Source organism: Brachyspira hampsonii (assembly GCF_001746205.1).
GTDB classification, from domain to species: Bacteria; Spirochaetota; Brachyspiria; order Brachyspirales; family Brachyspiraceae; genus Brachyspira; species Brachyspira hampsonii_B.
The window spans coordinates 196,100-215,435 of sequence record NZ_MDCO01000009.1; the positions used below are offsets into that span (position 1 = coordinate 196,100).

The window sequence follows — 19,336 nt, forward strand, 5'->3', positions numbered from 1 at the left end:
TAATAATTAATTAGTTTCATTGATGTATGATAATAAATTTTCATACTGCACTTTCATATTCTCAGGAACCTTAGGATCATCAAGAAGTTTCTCTAAATATTTTTTAGGCTCATCTTTTTCTCCTGCCAATGCCATCATGACTGCTTTATAATAATGAGCCACATAAACTTCTTCAGAATTAGGATAATTTTTTATTATATCATCAAAATATTTATTAGCATTATCATAATCCTTTTTCTGTGCTTTTATTAAACCAAAACCAAGTAAATATTTAGGCATTTTTTCTTTAGATATAGCTTTTTTCTGTATTAAAGCATCGTATATCTTTTGAGATTCTGTTTCATTTCCTGATTCCATATATAAATCTAATTTTTCTAAAGTAGGTTCTTTATTTGCCAATACAGAATTTACTTTATTCAATTTTTCTACGGCATTTTTCATATAAGGAACAAATTTTTCTCCCTCAACATATCCTCCTACATTTTCTAATATAAAACCATCAGCACTTATAAAAAGTATTGTAGGAAAACCTTGTACACCATATCTCTGAGCTATCTTTGCTCCTTCTTCTGAAGTTTCAGGATTCAATTTAATAGAAACCATTTTTTTGGCAGCATCTATAACATCTTTATGTGAATAAGTATTTTTATCCAATTCCTTACACCAAGTACACCAATCAGTATAAACATCTATCATTATAGGCATATTTTTCTCTTTAGCTTTCTTCATAGCGGCAGCCAAATCTTTTTCCCATTTTATCTCAGCACTTGCCTTATTACAAGAAACAATAGAGATAAATATCATTATAGAAATAATCAATGTATTTTTATTCATAGTTTTCTCCTTTTTTGATTATACTATTATAAAGTATTTTAATAATAAAACAATATATTTAATTGGAACTAAAATAATTTATAAAATCTAAATACTCATTTTTTATTCCGTCTGGTACTTGATTTGTGAGATTTTCTATGTATTTTATACCCTCATTTGTCTGGGCATTATTAATTATCATATCCAATGCCTTATAATAATGAGCTATATAAACTTCATTATAATTACTATATTTACTTATTATCTCATTAAAATATTTCATTCCTTCATCTTGTTTATCATTATCTAAAAGCAAAAGAGCAATACTTGACATATACCTAGCCATTTTATCTTCAGGTATTTTATTTTCTTCTGTGAGTTTATTGTACATATCCAAAGCTTCATTATCATAACCTGATTCAAGATAAATATCCAACTTATCTAATGAAATATTATCATCTTTGAATATGGTATTTACTCTATAATTTCTCTCTTTCATACTATTCATTTCATTTATTAATTCATCGCTTTCAATATAACCAACTATTCTTTTTAAAATAAATCCATCGCTATTAATAAAAAGCATAGTAGGAAAACCCAATATATTATATTTTTTTAGTATATCTTTTCCATTAGGCATTTTTTCAGGATTGAATTTTAATGCTATAAAATTTGTGCTGCTATCAGCTACATTTTTATTTTTGAAAACATTTTTATCCATTTCCTTACATGCTCCGCACCAATCAGTATATATATCCATCATTATTATTTTATTTTCAGACTTTGATTTTTCAACTGATACATCAAAATCACTTTCCCAATTTATTTTTCCAGAATTAGAGCATGACAAAAACAAAATAAAACTAAATATCATAATATATAATTTATTCATCTGATATTTTCCTTAAACTATATTTGCTATTAAAAAATCTCTCATATATAAAAACAATAAAATCATATAAATGTAAATCAATAAACAATGCCGCCGCATAAAGTTATATCATTATCATAACATACACAAGACTGACCTTTAGCTATAATACCTGTAGGCTCATGAAATTTTATATTAATAGTATTTTCATCTATTGGAATAACAAGAGCCATAGTACCTTTATGAGCACTTCTTGTTTTTACTAATGCTTCAAATTCTTTTTGTATAGGCTCAGCTATCCAATTAACATCATATATTTTTACTTCATTAACCAATGTATGATTTTTATTTCCAACATAAACTGTATTTGTTTCACTGTCCAATGATACTATAAATAATGGCTCTTTATAGGCTATACCTAAACCTTTTCTCTGCCCTACTGTATAATGCCATATTCCTTTATGATGCCCCAATATTTCATTAGTATCTATATTTATTATGTTACCTTCTTTATCTTCATCAAATAATCTATGATATTCTCCAGCAAAAAAATCCTGACTTTCACTCTTTTCAGCAACATCTAAATTATATCCTCTTGCAATGTTTCTTGTATCTTCTTTTGTATTTTCATGCATGGGAAAAATTATTTTAGATAATTGATCTTGAGTGAGCCTGTACAAAAAATAAGACTGATCTTTTATTAAATTTTTTCCTCTTAAAAGAAGATATCTTTTAGTATTTTCATCGTATTTGACGCCAGCATAATGCCCTGTAGCAAATTTATCGAATTCTAAACCTTGCTTTTCTATAGCCTCAAATAAAGCCATAAATTTAATCTGACTGTTGCACATTATGCAAGGGTTTGGAGTAAATCCTTTTTTATAAGATTCAGTAACATAATCTATAACTTTTTTCTGAAACATCTCACTTACATCGAATGCATAATAATCTATACCTATTGCCTTTGCATATTTTTCGCATTCCTCTACAATATTTTTCTGATAAGGACTATAACAAGAACCGCTTAAAGGTGCTCTTTCATCTCCATTCCATAAAAGCATAGTAACACCGAATACCTCATTACCTTGTTCTTTTAAGAGTTTTGCCGTAGTAGTAGAATCAACTCCTGCACTCATTCCAACTGCTATTTTTTGCATACTACTCTCCTTTTATTCTTTATATAATAAAACTATATAATATTTAATTTAATAAAAATTACAAATAAAGAAAATATTTTAAATTTATATGAGAATATTATTTTTTATATTTTTTCGGCAGAACCCTTACTTATCCAGCCCTTAAAATTACCTTTCACATAGTACCAATTAGTATACTCTTCAAGCACCCTCAATTTTTCGCCTTCGGATATTTGAGAAACTATAGATGATTTAGTACTACTTCCTCTGTATAAATTGGCATTATTTACAGTTATTACATAATCAGAATTTATATTATTATTTAATATTGCAGTAGGTATTAAAAGAACTATAGAAAGCATTAATAAAAATTTATTTATCTTTTTTCTCTTTATAAACATCAAAATCATCAAAGTAAAAAATATTAGAAACAATATTAAAAATCCATACATAATAACTATAATTTGGGAATCATAATCATTATTTCCTGTTAATGAATTTATCATAATTTTTATTTCCTTATCAAAAGGCGATATATTCAAAGCCTTTTCATAATAAAGAACAGCATATCCATTACTTCCAATAGCAGCATAAGATGAAGCTAAATTATAATACAAATCTTTTGAAACAAAATTAGATGCCGCAATATCTTTATATAAATAATTAGCTTCTAAATATTTACCGTCATTATAAAGTTTATTAGCAGATTCAAATAAATTATTTAATCTATCTAAATCAAAAGCACTATATAAATAATACGATTGAAAAAGCAAAAATACTATAATTAATTTTTTCATGTCAATATATACCTATCATAAAATTCATTTTTTAATTTTTAATTCTTTTATATATTTTATTAATTCTATGGATTTTGTATGATAATCTTCATTGCCTGAAGATTTTCCTGAATATAATTCAAAGTTACATCTGTCAATTATATTTTTTATTTCATCAGCCTTTTCATAATCAATATAATCTTTTAATTTATCATAAAAAACATTATCATATTGTATATTAAATTTATTATTTATTTCAGTTAATAAAAGATTTTCTACAGATTTGCAGTATTCCTTTCGATTATTAGAATTATAATAATTAAAAATATCATTTATACTATTATCTTTATTATCTTTTTTAGCCAATGAAAATTTTATATTACTAAATTTTTTAGCATTATAAATAATCAAAGCAGCAATTATCAATATTAATATATAAATATAAACTATATTAATACTTAATACTTTAAAATTTTTATCTTCTTTCAGATATGTATCTCTCACCGCTATTGTATTTATTTCTTCACCGTCATTATTAACAAATGAATTATTATTAATTTTATTTCCTGATATTGTTAAACTTATCGGATTAGAATGTATATTAGTATAAGCTTTATCATTAGGAGAGAAATAACAGAAATTAATACTTGCAATCGAAGAAGCTCCTTCATTTTTAGCTACTAAAATATACTCCTTAACTTTTCTGCCAAGCATTTTATTATCATCAAACCAATTAGTTTCATATATTTTAGGCTGATAAACAGAAAAATAATTTGTAATATTATCATTAATATTCGGCATTGTTATTATAGAAGTATTACCCTCACCGGTAACTTCCATTGTAATTAAAAGCTCCTCTCCTACAGCAACATTAGTTTTATTTGCCTTTGCAGTAAAAATAAAATTTCCTACTGCACCTGAAAAATTTTCAAAACCTTTTCTATCAGGAAGCGGAATAACTTTTACAGAAAAAGTATCTTCTCCGTACTGTACTCTGTCATAAAACATACCGTCTTTTTCAAAAACAAATGGAGTAGTTAATATATCCTTTGTACCTGTTTTTACAGGATAAAGCACTTCTCTTTTTAATGGTATGCTGCTTACTCTCTTTCCATCTATTATTTCAGTAAAAGTATTATACTTTGAAGAATCTGAATATGAAATAAAATCTGTTCTGTCAGGTATCTTAGAAAAACCAAGCACTGTAACAGGAATATGAGTATAAGCCTTTTGTGTTATGTATATAGGCTCATAGAGATATACTTCTTTTTTATTAATAATATTATCCACATATATATCATCTGAATAATTCATAAAATCATTGAATCTGTTTCCGCTTGGAGTATAAGAATCATCATTTCTGGTAGGAGCTTTTACAACTTCTATTTCTACAGGATTGGATATATAAGTTCTATTATTAATTTTTACAGTTATATTATCAAATTTATATTTACCTTCGCTGTTAGCAACATAAGTAAAATTATATGTTTTTATAGATTTGAAAGTACCAGAAGAATACATCATATTTATAGACTGAGATGTACCTCTTAATGTAAGTCCCGGCATATCATCTATTAAAACTCTTCCTGTACTATTATCTATAGTTACTGATACAGTGAACACCTCGCCTACACCAACTTTAGTGTCCGATATTTTCGCATTGATGCTGGTTTGAGAAAATAAAGATGAGCAAGCAATAAAAAATACTGCCAATATATATTTTAAAGCTGTATTACCAATCCTTATCAATTCTGCCTCCGCCATAATACTGATCTCCATTATCTTTATCTTTTCTATACTGCCTTAAAGATTCTAATAATCTGTCTATATCAGATTTACTGTCCTGATTGTCATTTTGATTATTATCTCCGCCATTATTATTCTGATTATTTTGATTATCCTGATTATTATCCCCGCCATTGTTATTCTGATTATCATTATTTCCGTCGCTATTTTGGTTATTTTGATTTTGCTGATTATCGTTGTTTTGATTGTCCTGATTATTTTGATTGCCTTGATTATCATTATTCTGATTATCTTGATTATTTTGATCATTATTTCCTGAACCGCTCTTATTATTATCGCTTTGTCCGTCCTGATTCTGATCTTGATTTTGCTGAGAGCTTGGACCTGTATTGTTATTCTGCTTTTGCTCTTCTAATTTTTTCTGTGCATATTCCAATGCCATTTTGGAATTGTTATCATTAGGAGTATTCACAAGAGATTCTACCAATTCATTTATAGCACCCTGATAATCCTTCATTTCAATCCTAGTTAGTCCTGCATTATAATGTACTGAACTTTTCATTTCTTTACTAGTATTATCTGTAAAACTTTTTTTAGCCATATCAAATAATTGTACAGCACTGTTCATATCTCCTATAGAAGACATAGTAGTACCCATATTATAAAATATTTCAGGCGAATTTGGCACTTTACTTAAAGCCTTTTCATATAATGTTACAGCTCCGTCATAATCTCCTTTCTTCATAAGTCTGTTTGCTCTGTCTACATCAAGTTTTGCAGTAAACTCATTAAATGAAAAAGCATATATGTTTGAAATAAAGCTGAATAAAAATATTATAATTAATAAACTGCATTTTTTCATTTTAATAATTCCTCTTAATAATTGCTAACTTCAGATTGTCTATTGAGTATTTTATCTTTTATTATTTTCTTTTTAATAGTTTCCCTCACCTTTAATTGAGTTAAAATACTGAATATACTTGCCAAAAATATCAGACCTGCAGAAATAGCTAAAAATATTTGAAATCTTTCTTTATAGCTTCTATTATTTCTCACAGATGAAACACTATCCATATTCTGCTTCATATCATTAAATATACTTTCAAGCGAAACATTTTCTGCAATATAGCTTTTTCCATGAGTGGAATCAGCTATTAACTTTAATGTATTATCATCTCTTTTTGAAATAACAGATTTTTCTCTTACTCCTAAATCGGTACTTATGCTGGCACCTGCTTCAGTCCCTACACCTACAGTATATACACTGACATTCATCTCATTTAATTGTTTTAATATGTCATCAAAATAACCGCCATGATCTTCGCCATCAGTTATCAAGATAATAGATTTTTTACTAACCGCATCTACATTAAAAGTATTTTTAGCAGTAACTAAAGCATCTGATATTCTAGTACCTTGCAAAGTAACAGATTTAGTTGTCAAATTATCAAGTATATAAGTAAAAGTTTCCATATCCTGAGTAAAAGGCGAAGCTATAAAACTTGTTCCTGCAAAACCAACTAATGCTACAGATAAATTATCGGTTGTTTTTATAAATTTTTCTATTTCTAATTTAGCTCTTTCAAGTCTGGAAGGCCATACATCATCAGCATCCATAGATCTTGACAAATCTAATACTATAGTTACCATGTAATTATCTGTTTTTATTTTCTGCTCTATTATTCCCCATTTAGGCTGCATCAAAGCAAATATTAAGCTGGCAGATGCAAGTATCATAAATATAATAGAAAATATTCTTAAATTTGATATTCTTTTATAGTTTTTATCATTTTGAAAATTCAAGTTTTTAGTAAATATTGACAAAACCTTATGTACTTTTCTCCTTGACATAATAAATAAAATTATAAGTACAGGAAGAAATACATACAAAATTATAAATTTAAAATCTCCAAAAAACATACTGTTTCCATTTATATAAAATATTGTTAATATTATACCTATATTTAGTATAATATCAATATGCTAATCTTTGATAATAATAACCATTATTTTTTAAATATATTAAAAAACTATGCTGTGATTTTTAATTAATATGTTGCCTTAGCAATAGAATTTTATATATAAATATTCTATTATTGCTCCTAAAAGATATCACAAAATAAATAGAGGATATTGTAAATGAAAAGAAGAATAATAAAAATAGATGAGGATAAATGTACAGGATGCGGAATCTGTATACCAGACTGTCCGGAAGGAGCTTTGCAGATAATAGACGGAAAAGCCAGACTTATAAGCGATTTATTCTGCGATGGGCTTGGTGCTTGTATAAAGGCTTGCCCTGAAAATGCTATGGAAATAGAAGAGAGAGAAGCCGAAGAATATGATGAAAGCAAAGTAATGGAAAATATTGTAAAAGGCGGAGTTAATGTCATAAAAGCACATCTTGAACATTTAAGAGATCATGGTGAAGATAAGCTCTTTAATGAAGCTGTAAACTATTTAAAAGATAATAATATGGAGGTTCCAAATATGGAAGAAAATAAAGCCTGCGGATGTCAGGGAAGTATGCAAAAAGATATGAGAAATCAATTCAGAGGAGAAAATAATAATATACAAATGAGTTCTGAATTAAGAAATTGGCCTATACAATTAAAATTAATGAACCCTAATGCTAATTATTTAGATAATGCTGATTTATTAATAGCTGCCGACTGCGTGCCTTTTTCTTATCCGAATTTTCATTCAAGATTTTTGAAAAATAAAACTCTTTTAATGTTCTGTCCCAAACTAGATACATATATAGATGAATATATAGAAAAATTAGCTAACATATTTACAAATAAAAATATCAAATCTATATCTATAGTAAGAATGGAAGTTCCTTGCTGCGGAGGAGTTGAAATGATAGTGCAGAAGGCTCTTGAAATTGCTAATAAAAATATAATAATTAAAGAATATATAATTTCAATAGATGGAAATATAATTTAATAATATATTTTTTATTAAATATAGTTTAATAAATAGAAAAATACTATTTTCTCACAAATGAAGAAAATAGTATTTTTTATTTTAAATATAGGAATCACTCAAAAAAATCTGAACCCAATACTTACTTCCATTATACTCATAAACCCCAATACCAATGGTTGTATAATAATCAGCTAAAATATTGTCTTTATGTCCTTGAGAGTTCATCCAAGCATTCATAGCTGAAGAGGCACTTTCTCTCATAGCAACTATATTCTCTCCTCTAATATAAGCTTTTGAATTAAATCCATATTCATCAAGCACCGTATCCCATTCTCTTCCGTCAGGTCTTACATGATCATATTTATCTACTATCTCTTTAGCTCTTTGGTTTGCAGCTTCGCATAATTTGTCATCTAATTTATATTCTGTAAGTCCTGCTTTGATTCTTTCTTGATTGACTAAGCTGAATACTGCCTGAGCATCAGGACTTATTGAATTATTATTGTTATTATTGTTATTATTGTTATTATTGTTATTATTGTTATTATTATTATTGTTGCTATTATTATTGTTATTATTGTTATTATTATTATTGTTGCTATTATTATTGTTATTCAAATCATCATTATTTGAATCAGTATTTGAATTATTATTTGAAGTGTCATTATTACTAGGATTAGTAGCAGTATTATTACAAGATATTATAAACAGCAATAAAAAAATTAAAATATAGTTTTTCATTTTACACCTTTTAAACCTTTGTTTTTATTTAATTTTTAGTATAACAATTTTATTTATAATATCTATATCAAAATAAAATTATTTTAATGCCGTACTTGAATTTTTATAGATATATGATATATTCAATTTTTATGAAAGATATTATTTATTTTTATAAATAATAATTTTTAAAAAAATATATTTTCAAAGAATACAATTTTCTATAAAAAGAAGATGTATTCTTTTTTTATAGAAAAAAATTGAAAGGTAAAAAATGTTTTTAGAAGATTGTATTATAACAGATAATATACAAATATCAGATGATAAGTATTTACTTAAAGTAAAGTCTAAAGAAAGCTTTAAACATGCAAAAGAAGGTCAATTTTTCATGCTTAAAAGCAGTACATTTTTAAGACGCCCTATAAGTATTCATTATATTGATAATGATATATTAGAATTTTATTATCAAGTAAAGGGTGAAGGTACAAAATATTTATCAAAGTTAGAAAAAGATGATATTATTAATATTCAAGGACCTTTGGGTAATGGATTTAATAGCGAAATAAAAGATAAAAAAATATTATTAGCAGCAGGCGGAATGGGAATAGCTCCATTTAAATTATTAATAGAAAAATTATTAAAAAATAATAACTCTATAACTTTAATAATGGGCGGAGCTAATGAAAGTGCAATAAAAATAATAACAAGATTTGATACAAGCAGTATTGACTTATACATCACAACAGATGACGGCTCTGTTGGAGATAAATGCAATACAGTAGACAAAACAAAAGAATTATTAAAACAAAAAAATTTTGATATTATATATACATGCGGACCTACTGTTATGATGAAAGGAATAGTAAATATAGCTAATGAGAATAATGTACTTTGCTATGCTTCTCTTGAAGAGAGAATGGCTTGCGGAGTTAATGCATGTTTAGGCTGTAATATAGAAATAAAAGATATTAATTCTGAAAACGGATATGCATTAAAAAAGGTTTGCTATGACGGACCTGTATTTGATTCTAAATTATTAAATATTTAAATAACGGATAGTATTATGAGCAGATTAAATATAAACTTTTTAGGCAAAGAATTAAAAAATAATGTTATAACCTCCTCAGGCTGTTTCGGATTTGGAGAAGAATATAATAATTATTTTGATGTTAATAAACTTGGAGCAGTTAATTTAAAAGGAATAACATTAGATAAAAAAGACGGCAATAAAGGAACAAGAATAGCAGAAACTCCATCTGGTATGATAAACTGTATAGGGCTTGAAAATCCGGGAATAGAATATTTTAAAAATAATATAGTAAAAAATATAAAATATGATACTCCTATAATTTTAAATATAAACGGAGCTTCTATAGAAGAATATATGAAAGTTGCAGAAATAGCAAATGAAATAGAAAGAGTAGATTTTGTGGAGCTTAATATATCATGCCCAAATGTAAAGAATGGAGGAATGGCTTTTGGGGCAAGCTGTGAAAGTGCAGAATCCACTACTAAAGCTGTAAAAAAACTTCTCACTAAAAAACCTCTTATAGTAAAATTATCTCCTAATGTTACAGATATAGCAAGCATAGCAAAAAGTGTAGAAAATGCTGGTGCTGACAGTGTATCGCTTGTTAATACTTTTTTATCAATGAAAATAGATACTAAAACAAGAAAACCTCTTTTAGGAAATATATTTGGAGGATTATCAGGAGCTTGTATAAGACCTATAGCTGTAAGAATGGTTTATCAGGTATATAAAGCTGTAAAAATTCCTATTGCAGGTATGGGAGGCATTACTAATTATAATGATGCTTTAGAGTTTATAATGGCAGGGGCTTCATTAGTTTCTATAGGTTCAGGTATATTCTCAAACCCTGTGCTTCCTATAGAAGTTATTAATGGAGTAGATAATTATCTTAAAGAAAATAATATAGATAATATAAAAGATATAATAGGAGCAGCACATTTATAACTTTTATATTTCAAATAAAAATCAATTCTTATTTGAAATAATTTAATTACAAATAACTATAAAGGATAAATTATGACAAAATTAAGTGAAAATCCAAAAGAAAGATTAATTATAGCATTAGATTTTAATTCTATGGGAGAGGCGGCCAAACTTATAGATGAGCTTGGAGACGAAGCTGTATTTTATAAAGTAGGACTAGAACTATTTTTATACACTAAAGGAGAAATAATAGAATATTTGGCCGGCAAAAACAAAAAAGTATTTTTAGATTTGAAATTTCATGATATACCAAACACAACAGCTATGGCCTCATTATTTGCAGCTAAACAGAATGTATTTATGTTTAATGTACATACTAGCGGCGGTAAAAAAATGATGGAAAAAACTGTACAGGAGATAAAAAAACTTAATAAGGATAATTTAATAATAGGCGTTACAATACTTACAAGCCTTTCTGAAAATGATGTAAAAAATATGTTCAGTTCTAATTTGGCACTTACAGATTTGGCAGTTAATTGGGCTAAATTAGGAAAAGAATCAGGACTTGACGGAGTGGTATGCTCTCCAAAAGAAGCTGCTGTAATAAAAAGAGAATGCGGAGAAAATTTTAGAACAATTTGTCCGGGAGTAAGACCTAAATGGGCAAGCACTGATGATCAGGAAAGAGTTATGACTCCTAAGGAAGCTATTGAAAACGGCTGTGATTATCTTGTTGTTGGAAGACCTATTACAAGAAATGAGGACAGAGTTAAAGCATGCAAAATGATAGTTGAAGAAATTGCTGAAGGTTTGGAAAATAATAAAAAATCAAAATCTAAATTAATAGCTAGTGCTTTACTAAATACTAAAGCGGTTAAACTTAATGTTAAAGAGCCTTTTACATTTGTATCTGGAATAAAAAGCCCCATATATTGTGATAATAGATATGTAATAGGATTTCCTGAAGAAAGAAAGATTATAGTTGATGCTTTTGTAAATATTTTAAAAGATAAAGAATTTGATGTTATAGCTGGTACTGCCACAGCAGGAATACCTTGGGCTTCTTTTATAGCTTATGAACTTAATAAACCATTATGCTATATAAGAGCTGAAAAAAAGGAACATGGCAGAGGAAAGCAGATAGAAGGTGCTGAATGTAACGGCAAAAAATTAATATTGATAGAAGATTTAATTTCTACAGGAGGAAGTTCTATAAAGGCATTTGAAGCAGCTAAAGCTGAAGGAGCTATAGGACTCGAAATTATAGCGATATTCTCTTATGAATTTGAAAAAGCATATAAAAACTTTGAAGAAGCCGGAATTAAATTCTCATCTCTTTCTAATTTCTCATCTCTTATGGAAATAGCTAAAGATGAAAAATATATAACAGAAGAAGAATTATCTAAGGCTTTGGAATGGAATAAAAATCCGGATTCTTGGGGTAAATAAAAAATAAATAAAAAAGCAAGGGATTATCCCTTGCTGAAAAAATAATTACTTTATAAGTTTTCTCATATATCTAAAGAAATCATCTTTTTCTTTAGGTGAAATCATACATGTATTTAAAAACACTTCCATAATTTCCTGATTAACACTTCCCATAGCAGCTTTAACCGCTAAAGACTGATTAAGTATATCTCCGCAATATTCACCTTTAGCAAGCATTTTTTTCATTCCCTTAATCTGACCTTCAATTCGGTTTAATCTAATAATCAGTCTTTTTCTTCTTTCTACAGCTTCTTCCCTATCAAATTTAGAAACCCTATTATTATCTCCAAAATGTTTATTCCAAGCCTTTAATCCGCCCTCTAATATATAAAGATTTTTGAAGCCCTCTTCTTTCATATATTCTGCTGCTTTCATACTTAATTTACCAATAGAGCAATATAATAAATATGGTGTTTCTTTATCTAGTTTAGATATTTCTCTTTTAAACACTCTTGGTTTAAGGAAATCCATAGAAACAGAATCTTCAATCATACCTTCATAATTATGTTCCATTTCCGTTCTAACATCTAATATTACTATATTGTCTGTACTATTGATGATTTCATCGGCTTCAGAAGGAGATAATATTTTTAAATCATTTTCTATTAACATATTTCAATCCTTGTTAAAAGTATACACTCGTATTATATAATATAATACAAAAAAAATAAAATTATAAAACATTTTTTTAATAAAAAAATTGAATTTACACATTTATAGTAAAAAAAGAGCCGTTTGATAAAAAAAACGGCTCTTTATATTTATTATTAAGGTATACAAATATAAATTTATCTGAAATATCCTGTTAATATAGGTTTTCTTCCTGTAGTTTTATCATTAAAATATTCATATTGTGATAACCCTACAAATCCGCCTGAAACATTAACAACATTATTGAATCCTATATTCTGAAGTATTTTGCATGCTGTATAGCTAGTTAAACCTGTTTTGCAAGTTACATATACTGTTTTATCTTTAGGTATCTCATTATATCTGCTTCTTAAAGCTCCAAGAGGTATATTAACAGCTTTTTCCAAATGTCCTGCCGCAAAATCTTCAGTAGGTCTTACATCTAGGAAATAAGCATCTTTTTCTACTAATTCTCTTACTTGGCTGAAATGAACTTGTCTATAATCTCCGTTTCTTAAATTAGAAGCAACATAACCAGCAAAATTAACAACATCTTTAGCAGTGCCGAATGAAGGAGCATAGCATAATTCTAAATCTTTTAAATCATCTATAGTTCCGCCGAATTTTATAACAGTTGCTATAACATCTATTCTCTTATCAACATTTCCTTTACCTATAGCCTGAGCACCTAATACTTTTCCTGTAGGTACTTCGTATATTAGTTTAAAATGCATTAATCTTGAATTAGGCATAATTGATACGCCGTCAAAAGGAATAATTTCTACAGTATCATAATCTATATTCAAATTCATAGCTTTAATAAATCCTTCAGAAAGTCCTGTAGAAGCTCCGTTATATCCAAATACTTTAATAACTGATGAACTTATAAATCCTCTGTTATCAACTGTTCTTCCATTAATATGATCAGCAACTGCCCTAGCCTGTTTCTGAGCAGGACCTGCTAAAGGAAGTCTGTAATAATCATTAAATAAAGGACTATAAACTTCTATAGCATCTCCGACTGCATAAATATCTTTGTCATTGGTGCGGTAATTAGCATCAACTTTAATTGCTTTTGTTTTTCCTAATTCTATTCCAGCTTTAACAGCAATATCAGTTTCAGGAGCAACACCTATAGCAAGAATAACTGCATCTGCCTCAATTTTCTTGCCTGAAGCTAAAATAACTGTATTTGTATCGAAGCTATCAACTTTATCATTAACTATTAAATTAACTCCATTATCCATAATTTCTCTATGAAGAATTTGAACCATATCATAGTCAAAAGGCTTCATTATCTGAGGCAATGCTTCTATAATAGTTACATCATATCCTACTTTTTTTAAGTTTTCAGCCATCTCAATACCTATAAATCCTCCGCCTATAACGGATACTTTAGCATTTGGCTTTCCATTAAGAAAATTATGTATCTTGCTTATATCAACAACATTCCTTACTGTAAATACATTAACTTTATCGATTCCTTTTATAGGAGGAACTATAGGCTTAGCACCCATTGAAAGTATAAGTTTATCATAGCTTTCTCTATATTCCCTTCCCTCAGATACTACTACAACCTCTTTATTTTTTCTGTCTATAGCAATAACCTCGCTATTAACTCTCGCTTCTACATTGAATTGTTTTAAAAATTTCTCGGGATTCATCAAAAGTAAAGTTTCTTCATTTGGTATAAGCCCTCCTATATGATAAGGAAGTGAACAATTAGAAAAAGATACATGAGGTCCTTTCTCAAACATTATTATTTTATCTTCTTCATTCAATCTTCTAATTCTTGCAGCTGCAGAAGCACCGCCTGCAACACCGCCTACTATTAATATTTTTTTCATAGTAAAAAACTCCCTGATAATATTTTATATTAATATACCTAGTATATGTATTATTAAAAAATAAGTCAATATTTTTAATGAAAAATATAATAAAAAATATCATAATACTATATTAAATAAGATTGCTGCTATGATAATGAATTATATTTTCACTTAAAGTTTAAAATATATAAATTAATATATTTTTTACATTTTTTAGATTTATGTTTATTTTAATAATAAATATTCCGATATTATATGTATAATAAGTCTTTGGAGGTATTAAATGGGAGTTTATTCTATTTATTCATCTGAAATGTTTCCATTGACTAGACATATGACTTCTGCAGGATTAAATGTTTACAACTCTTCAGCTTACAGCTCAGCCCAATCTGCTGATAAAGTTGCAAGTATGGTAACTCCTCAGGGATCATCTGCTCCTATAAACAACAATATTGGAAAGACTTTGGATGTATATGCTTAATTATTAGTTTTGACCAATTATGTAAAAGTTCTATTTCTTAAGCTGATAAAAAATAAAAATAATAAAGACATAATTGGTCATAATTTTTAAGCAAAAACTATATTATGTAAACTTATTGTTATCATAACATATTCTACAGCATTTATTTTTTAATATTTTTTAATATTTTCCTTGATTTAATCTTACATTGATTTACAATTACATAGTAAATTTGTTTTAATTTATAAATTAAATGGAGGTAATATATGGATCTTTCAGCTTATAGTTCTTATTCTACAGGAATTCTTAAACAAGATATTTCTTTAAGCATGATAAGAAAAACTTCAGACATGCAAGCTCAGGCTGTTGACAAGATTATGACTAGCATTCAGCCTCAAGCTGTTTCTGCACCTATGAGACCTGGTGTAGGTGAAAGATTAAGTACTTATGCTTAATTAAAGTAAAGTAATTTTTTAAGGCTGCTGATATGTATTATTGGCAGCTTTTTTATTTAATAATAAATAAAACATACCAACTATAAAATGCTAAAAATATACTTTTTTCACTAATAGTCAAATTATAAATTGTTTTTTTAATTGAAATTTTTATATATTATAAGTACAGATAGACAAGCATAAATTGGAGTTTTTTATGATAGATACACAAGCAGTATTAAAAAATCTAGGACAAAATATAAGAGAATTAAGAAAAAGTAAAAAAATGACCATAGATGAATTAGCTGAAAAATCTTCGCTTTCTGGAAAATATCTTCAAGGTGTTGAAGTTGGAAATAGAAACATATCAATTAAAAATCTAAATAAAATCTGCAGAGCTTTAGAAACTTCTCCGGATATGCTATTAAATATTAAGCCATACAATTTACAATCTTCAGAAGAAAAAATATTTGCCATATCAGAAAAACTTAAAAAATTTGAAGAAAGCAAATTAGATTTCATAGGTGATATGATAGATCATTTAAATGATATCATCAAAAATGAAGAAAAAAAAATAAATGATTAATATTAAATTATCTTATGCTGAATTCGCATCCGCAATAATGCTGTCTGTAAAGCCCCGCTTCATTAGCTATTATATTAGTCTTTTTAAATCCATCTTTTTTCTTAAAGTCAAAATGCAAATACTCTATACCTTCATAATTCTCAGCTAAACTTTTACCTATCATTTCAATAACTTTGCTATTTTTATGCGGACTTACAGTCATTACAGTAGCAACATACTTAGCATTTATACTAGAGGCATATTCAAAAGCCTTTTTCATTCTATGCTCAAAACAAATGCTGCATCTAGCCCCCTTCTCAGGCTCATTCTCAAAACCTTTTATATCATTGTACCATTTTTCAACATCATCATCTTCTTCAGATATATAAGTTTTTATACCCAAAGTTTCAGCATAATTTATAAACTCATCTCTTCTTCTTTCATATTCTTCAATGGGATATATATTAGGATTATAAAAATAAAATACAGAATCATAATCCTCTAAAATAGTACGCGGATAACTCATACAAACAGCACAGCAAGTATGAACAACTAATTTTTCTTTAATTTCCATAACTAAAATTACCTCTTACTTGCCTTTAAAGTGATAGTCTTATCATCAAAACTGCTTATTATTATCTGATAGCCCATATTTTTAGCTTTAGAATTAATATCAACAGCTAAATCCCTGCTGCTTCCTACATAAGTAACAACATATCGGGAAGATTCTCCTGATACTCCTCTATTATAAATATTTTTTAATCCTCCTATATTCTTTTTCAACGCATCTTCAAAACCAATAGATTCGTCAAAATCAAGTCCGTTTACATATATAGTATATTCTGTGCCGTTTTGAACTTCACTCTGCCATTTATTAACTATTTGATTAACGAAATCATCTGATACATAATCTGCAGATTTCACCAAAGCTATAGAATGGGCATCTTTATCGCTTCCTCCCACACCTCCTGCCTGATGTGTAGCACGGGCTATAGTGGTATAATCTGATATATTAATCGCAGTTATTGCAATATCGCTTCTATAACTTTTCATAGCAGTGCCTTGTATGGTTGTAAAGAAAGCAGCATCAGCTTTTCCGATTATTGCTATTTGTGCTCCTGTGGCATCGGCTATTTTTTTTATAGATGATGAGGAACGAGAACCTCTTGTATCTTCATAGCTTATATTTTCTCTTCTCATTACACTTTGCAATGATGAAGCACTAACAAATTTAAATCCTTTTTCACTCATATTTTTTTCTAATTCTACATTAAAAGATTCGCTTAAGTTTCCTGTTTCATCTGTAACAAGCACAACTATAAGAGGAAGATTTTTCCTATCCATAAGTATGCCCATTGCCTGAAGATTATCCTGTATCATATCCACTCCAACTGTAGCTTCTATCTTAGAATACCAAACAGAGCCGGATTTAGATATATTAATAACTTTATACGAAGATATATAACCCGTTGTATTATCGTATATTTTAGAACTTATAAGTCTGTTATTTTCTACTAAAGTATTACCCTGAACTATAGAACCAACTGCCTGTTCAACCGCATTTCTTTTGGCACTCTCAATAGCTCTCTCTATGGCATCAGCCTCTCCTCTTCCGTCAGCAGAAGCATAACCTTCAGCAGTTATTTTTGTAGTTTTTCCGCCCTTAAAATCAGGATTCTTCCAATTATTAACTATTCCTATTTCTCCTGTATCTTCGCCCACATATACACCGCCGCTAGATGTGCTTTTAGAAGTTGTAGCACAGGATACAAAAAATAAAGATAAAAATATAAATAGATATAACTTATTAAATTTCATGCCGTCATAAACCTCAATTAATATTTATATAAAACTATTGTCAGTAAAAAATAATATTTTTAAGCAAATATATTATTATTAACATATATTTTATAATAAAGTTATATTTTTTCAAGAAAGAAAATATAATAAATTTAATTCATAAAATAATACTTTGTAAAAATAAAATCAAATATCTTTATAAACAGACAAAAGTGTAGGCAGAATTTCTTCAGGATCAAGTTTTTTTAAGCAGTCAATAGTTTTGCAGCCTCTTTTTATATATTCACATCGAAAACTTTTTAATGCTGTACAGTATTTTCTTCTAGCCTCTATATTAACGGCTTTTTCTCCCCTAGCTCCGTAAATCAATGGCAAAGTATCTCCAAATATACCTATAGAATATATATTGCATGCATTAGCTATATGTAAAGGAGCACTATCTCCTCCAATCAATGCATAAGAATGTTTAATCACAGATATAAGCTCTCTAATACTCAATTTATTAGTAAAATCATCAGCTATTATATTTCCCAATCTTTTATTCATTTCATTAGAAAAATCCAAATCATCTTTAGAACCTATTAATATTATAGGAACTTTTCTTTCTTTATAAAATAAATCTATAAGTTTTGAAAAATTATCTGCACCATATCTCTTACTTACTCTGGTGGCTCCGCCATGAACAAGCAATGCATTGTTATAATTTTTCATTTTACTAATACCGAATTCATTTTCTTTCTCACTTAAAAAAATCTCTGTATTAATACCATCAGATTCTATATTCATAGGCTTCAATACAGAAAGAATTGTATCTACTATATGCCTTTTATGCTTTTTCCAAGAAGTTTTTTTATTAAGAAGAAATCCGCGGCATTCACTGTTTACTCCTGCCCTTATTGGTATTTTTGCTTTATATAAAAGTGAAGCTCCATAAAATGCGGTTGTGGCAGAAATTCCTATATCATAATTTTGACTGATTATATATTCTGATACTTTATCATCTCTAATTATAATATTATTTATATAAGGATTTTCTCTTAAAATATCTATTCCTCTTATACCATTTACAACATCAATACTACAGTCATTATAATGTTTTTTTAAAGCTCTTATAAGCGGAGTTATAAATATCGTATCTCCTATATAATTCATTCCTATAATCAATATCTTTGTCATACGTAAA

At 27.7% G+C, this 19,336-nt stretch carries 20 protein-coding genes; 7 read left to right on the top strand and 13 right to left on the bottom strand.

The window, feature by feature from the left end; all coding sequences use genetic code 11:
- Positions 1 to 6: 6 nt before the first annotated feature.
- The 7 genes from BFL38_RS06085 to BFL38_RS06115 all read right to left on the bottom strand — a co-directional run bounded on the left by BFL38_RS06085 (position 7) and on the right by BFL38_RS06115 (position 7,262).
- Positions 7 to 834, bottom strand: a complete 828-nt coding sequence (locus BFL38_RS06085; protein WP_069726222.1) for a thioredoxin fold domain-containing protein — start codon at positions 832 to 834, stop codon at positions 7 to 9.
- A gap of 58 nt (positions 835 to 892) precedes the next feature.
- Complete coding sequence (locus tag BFL38_RS06090) at positions 893 to 1,705, bottom strand: thioredoxin fold domain-containing protein (RefSeq protein WP_069726223.1); 813 nt, start codon at positions 1,703 to 1,705, stop codon at positions 893 to 895.
- Between the two features lie 77 nt (positions 1,706 to 1,782).
- On the bottom strand, positions 1,783 to 2,841 hold the full coding sequence (gene mnmA, locus BFL38_RS06095) for a tRNA 2-thiouridine(34) synthase MnmA (protein ID WP_069726224.1): 1,059 nt from the start codon (positions 2,839 to 2,841) through the stop codon (positions 1,783 to 1,785).
- A gap of 104 nt (positions 2,842 to 2,945) precedes the next feature.
- Positions 2,946 to 3,617, bottom strand: a complete 672-nt coding sequence (locus BFL38_RS06100; protein WP_069726225.1) for an SH3 domain-containing protein — start codon at positions 3,615 to 3,617, stop codon at positions 2,946 to 2,948.
- A gap of 24 nt (positions 3,618 to 3,641) precedes the next feature.
- Complete coding sequence (locus BFL38_RS06105) at positions 3,642 to 5,360, bottom strand: BatD family protein (RefSeq protein WP_069726226.1); 1,719 nt, start codon at positions 5,358 to 5,360, stop codon at positions 3,642 to 3,644.
- On the bottom strand, positions 5,329 to 6,204 hold the full coding sequence (locus BFL38_RS06110) for a tetratricopeptide repeat protein (RefSeq protein WP_069726227.1): 876 nt from the start codon (positions 6,202 to 6,204) through the stop codon (positions 5,329 to 5,331). The genes BFL38_RS06105 and BFL38_RS06110 overlap by 32 nt, the downstream gene beginning before the upstream one ends.
- A 14-nt stretch (positions 6,205 to 6,218) precedes the next feature.
- On the bottom strand, positions 6,219 to 7,262 hold the full coding sequence (locus tag BFL38_RS06115; RefSeq protein ID WP_069726228.1) for a vWA domain-containing protein: 1,044 nt from the start codon (positions 7,260 to 7,262) through the stop codon (positions 6,219 to 6,221).
- A gap of 219 nt (positions 7,263 to 7,481) precedes the next feature.
- On the opposite strand from BFL38_RS06115, the gene BFL38_RS06120 reads away from it, so the two are divergent.
- A complete protein-coding gene (locus BFL38_RS06120; protein WP_069726229.1) occupies positions 7,482 to 8,291 on the top strand; it encodes an ATP-binding protein in 810 nt (269 codons plus the stop codon).
- Between the two features lie 81 nt (positions 8,292 to 8,372).
- Here the strand turns inward: BFL38_RS06120 and BFL38_RS06125 are convergent, their stop codons facing one another.
- Positions 8,373 to 9,014 carry a CAP domain-containing protein gene (locus BFL38_RS06125; RefSeq protein ID WP_256097209.1) on the bottom strand — a complete coding sequence of 214 codons (642 nt, stop codon included), beginning with the start codon at positions 9,012 to 9,014 and terminating at the stop codon, positions 8,373 to 8,375.
- Positions 9,015 to 9,267: 253 nt separating this feature from the next.
- Between BFL38_RS06125 and BFL38_RS06130 the strand changes: the two genes are divergently transcribed.
- The 3 genes from BFL38_RS06130 (at position 9,268) to pyrF (ending at position 12,396) form a co-directional block, all read left to right on the top strand.
- Positions 9,268 to 10,041, top strand: a complete 774-nt coding sequence (locus BFL38_RS06130; RefSeq protein WP_069726230.1) for a dihydroorotate dehydrogenase electron transfer subunit — start codon at positions 9,268 to 9,270, stop codon at positions 10,039 to 10,041.
- A 15-nt stretch (positions 10,042 to 10,056) separates the two neighbouring features.
- Positions 10,057 to 10,968, top strand: a complete 912-nt coding sequence (locus BFL38_RS06135) for a dihydroorotate dehydrogenase (protein ID WP_069726231.1) — start codon at positions 10,057 to 10,059, stop codon at positions 10,966 to 10,968.
- Positions 10,969 to 11,040: 72 nt separating this feature from the next.
- Positions 11,041 to 12,396 (top strand): orotidine-5'-phosphate decarboxylase, encoded by a 1,356-nt coding sequence (pyrF, locus tag BFL38_RS06140; protein WP_069726232.1) that lies wholly within the window; start codon positions 11,041 to 11,043, stop codon positions 12,394 to 12,396.
- Positions 12,397 to 12,441: 45 nt separating this feature from the next.
- Here the strand turns inward: pyrF and BFL38_RS06145 are convergent, their stop codons facing one another.
- Positions 12,442 to 13,047 carry a metal-sensing transcriptional repressor gene (locus tag BFL38_RS06145; protein ID WP_008724214.1) on the bottom strand — a complete coding sequence of 202 codons (606 nt, stop codon included), beginning with the start codon at positions 13,045 to 13,047 and terminating at the stop codon, positions 12,442 to 12,444.
- 176 nt (positions 13,048 to 13,223) lie between these two features.
- Positions 13,224 to 14,912 carry an FAD-dependent oxidoreductase gene (locus BFL38_RS06150; protein WP_069726233.1) on the bottom strand — a complete coding sequence of 563 codons (1,689 nt, stop codon included), beginning with the start codon at positions 14,910 to 14,912 and terminating at the stop codon, positions 13,224 to 13,226.
- Positions 14,913 to 15,177: 265 nt separating this feature from the next.
- On the opposite strand from BFL38_RS06150, the gene BFL38_RS06155 reads away from it, so the two are divergent.
- The 3 genes from BFL38_RS06155 (at position 15,178) to BFL38_RS06165 (ending at position 16,374) form a co-directional block, all read left to right on the top strand.
- Complete coding sequence (locus tag BFL38_RS06155) at positions 15,178 to 15,375, top strand: hypothetical protein (RefSeq protein ID WP_008726841.1); 198 nt, start codon at positions 15,178 to 15,180, stop codon at positions 15,373 to 15,375.
- 245 nt (positions 15,376 to 15,620) lie between these two features.
- Positions 15,621 to 15,809 carry a putative motility protein gene (locus tag BFL38_RS06160; protein ID WP_012672081.1) on the top strand — a complete coding sequence of 63 codons (189 nt, stop codon included), beginning with the start codon at positions 15,621 to 15,623 and terminating at the stop codon, positions 15,807 to 15,809.
- Between the two features lie 196 nt (positions 15,810 to 16,005).
- Positions 16,006 to 16,374: a helix-turn-helix domain-containing protein gene (locus tag BFL38_RS06165; protein ID WP_083249395.1), complete on the top strand. Its 369-nt coding sequence runs from the start codon at positions 16,006 to 16,008 to the stop codon at positions 16,372 to 16,374.
- Between the two features lie 7 nt (positions 16,375 to 16,381).
- Here BFL38_RS06165 and BFL38_RS06170 read toward each other — a convergent pair whose 3' ends face one another.
- The 3 genes from BFL38_RS06170 to BFL38_RS06180 form a co-directional block, all read right to left on the bottom strand.
- On the bottom strand, positions 16,382 to 16,927 hold the full coding sequence (locus BFL38_RS06170) for an epoxyqueuosine reductase QueH (protein WP_069726234.1): 546 nt from the start codon (positions 16,925 to 16,927) through the stop codon (positions 16,382 to 16,384).
- Between the two features lie 8 nt (positions 16,928 to 16,935).
- On the bottom strand, positions 16,936 to 18,171 hold the full coding sequence (locus BFL38_RS06175; protein ID WP_069726235.1) for a DUF6175 family protein: 1,236 nt from the start codon (positions 18,169 to 18,171) through the stop codon (positions 16,936 to 16,938).
- 168 nt (positions 18,172 to 18,339) lie between these two features.
- Complete coding sequence (locus BFL38_RS06180) at positions 18,340 to 19,329, bottom strand: glycosyltransferase family 9 protein (protein ID WP_069726236.1); 990 nt, start codon at positions 19,327 to 19,329, stop codon at positions 18,340 to 18,342.
- Between the last annotated feature and the right edge of the window lie 7 nt (positions 19,330 to 19,336).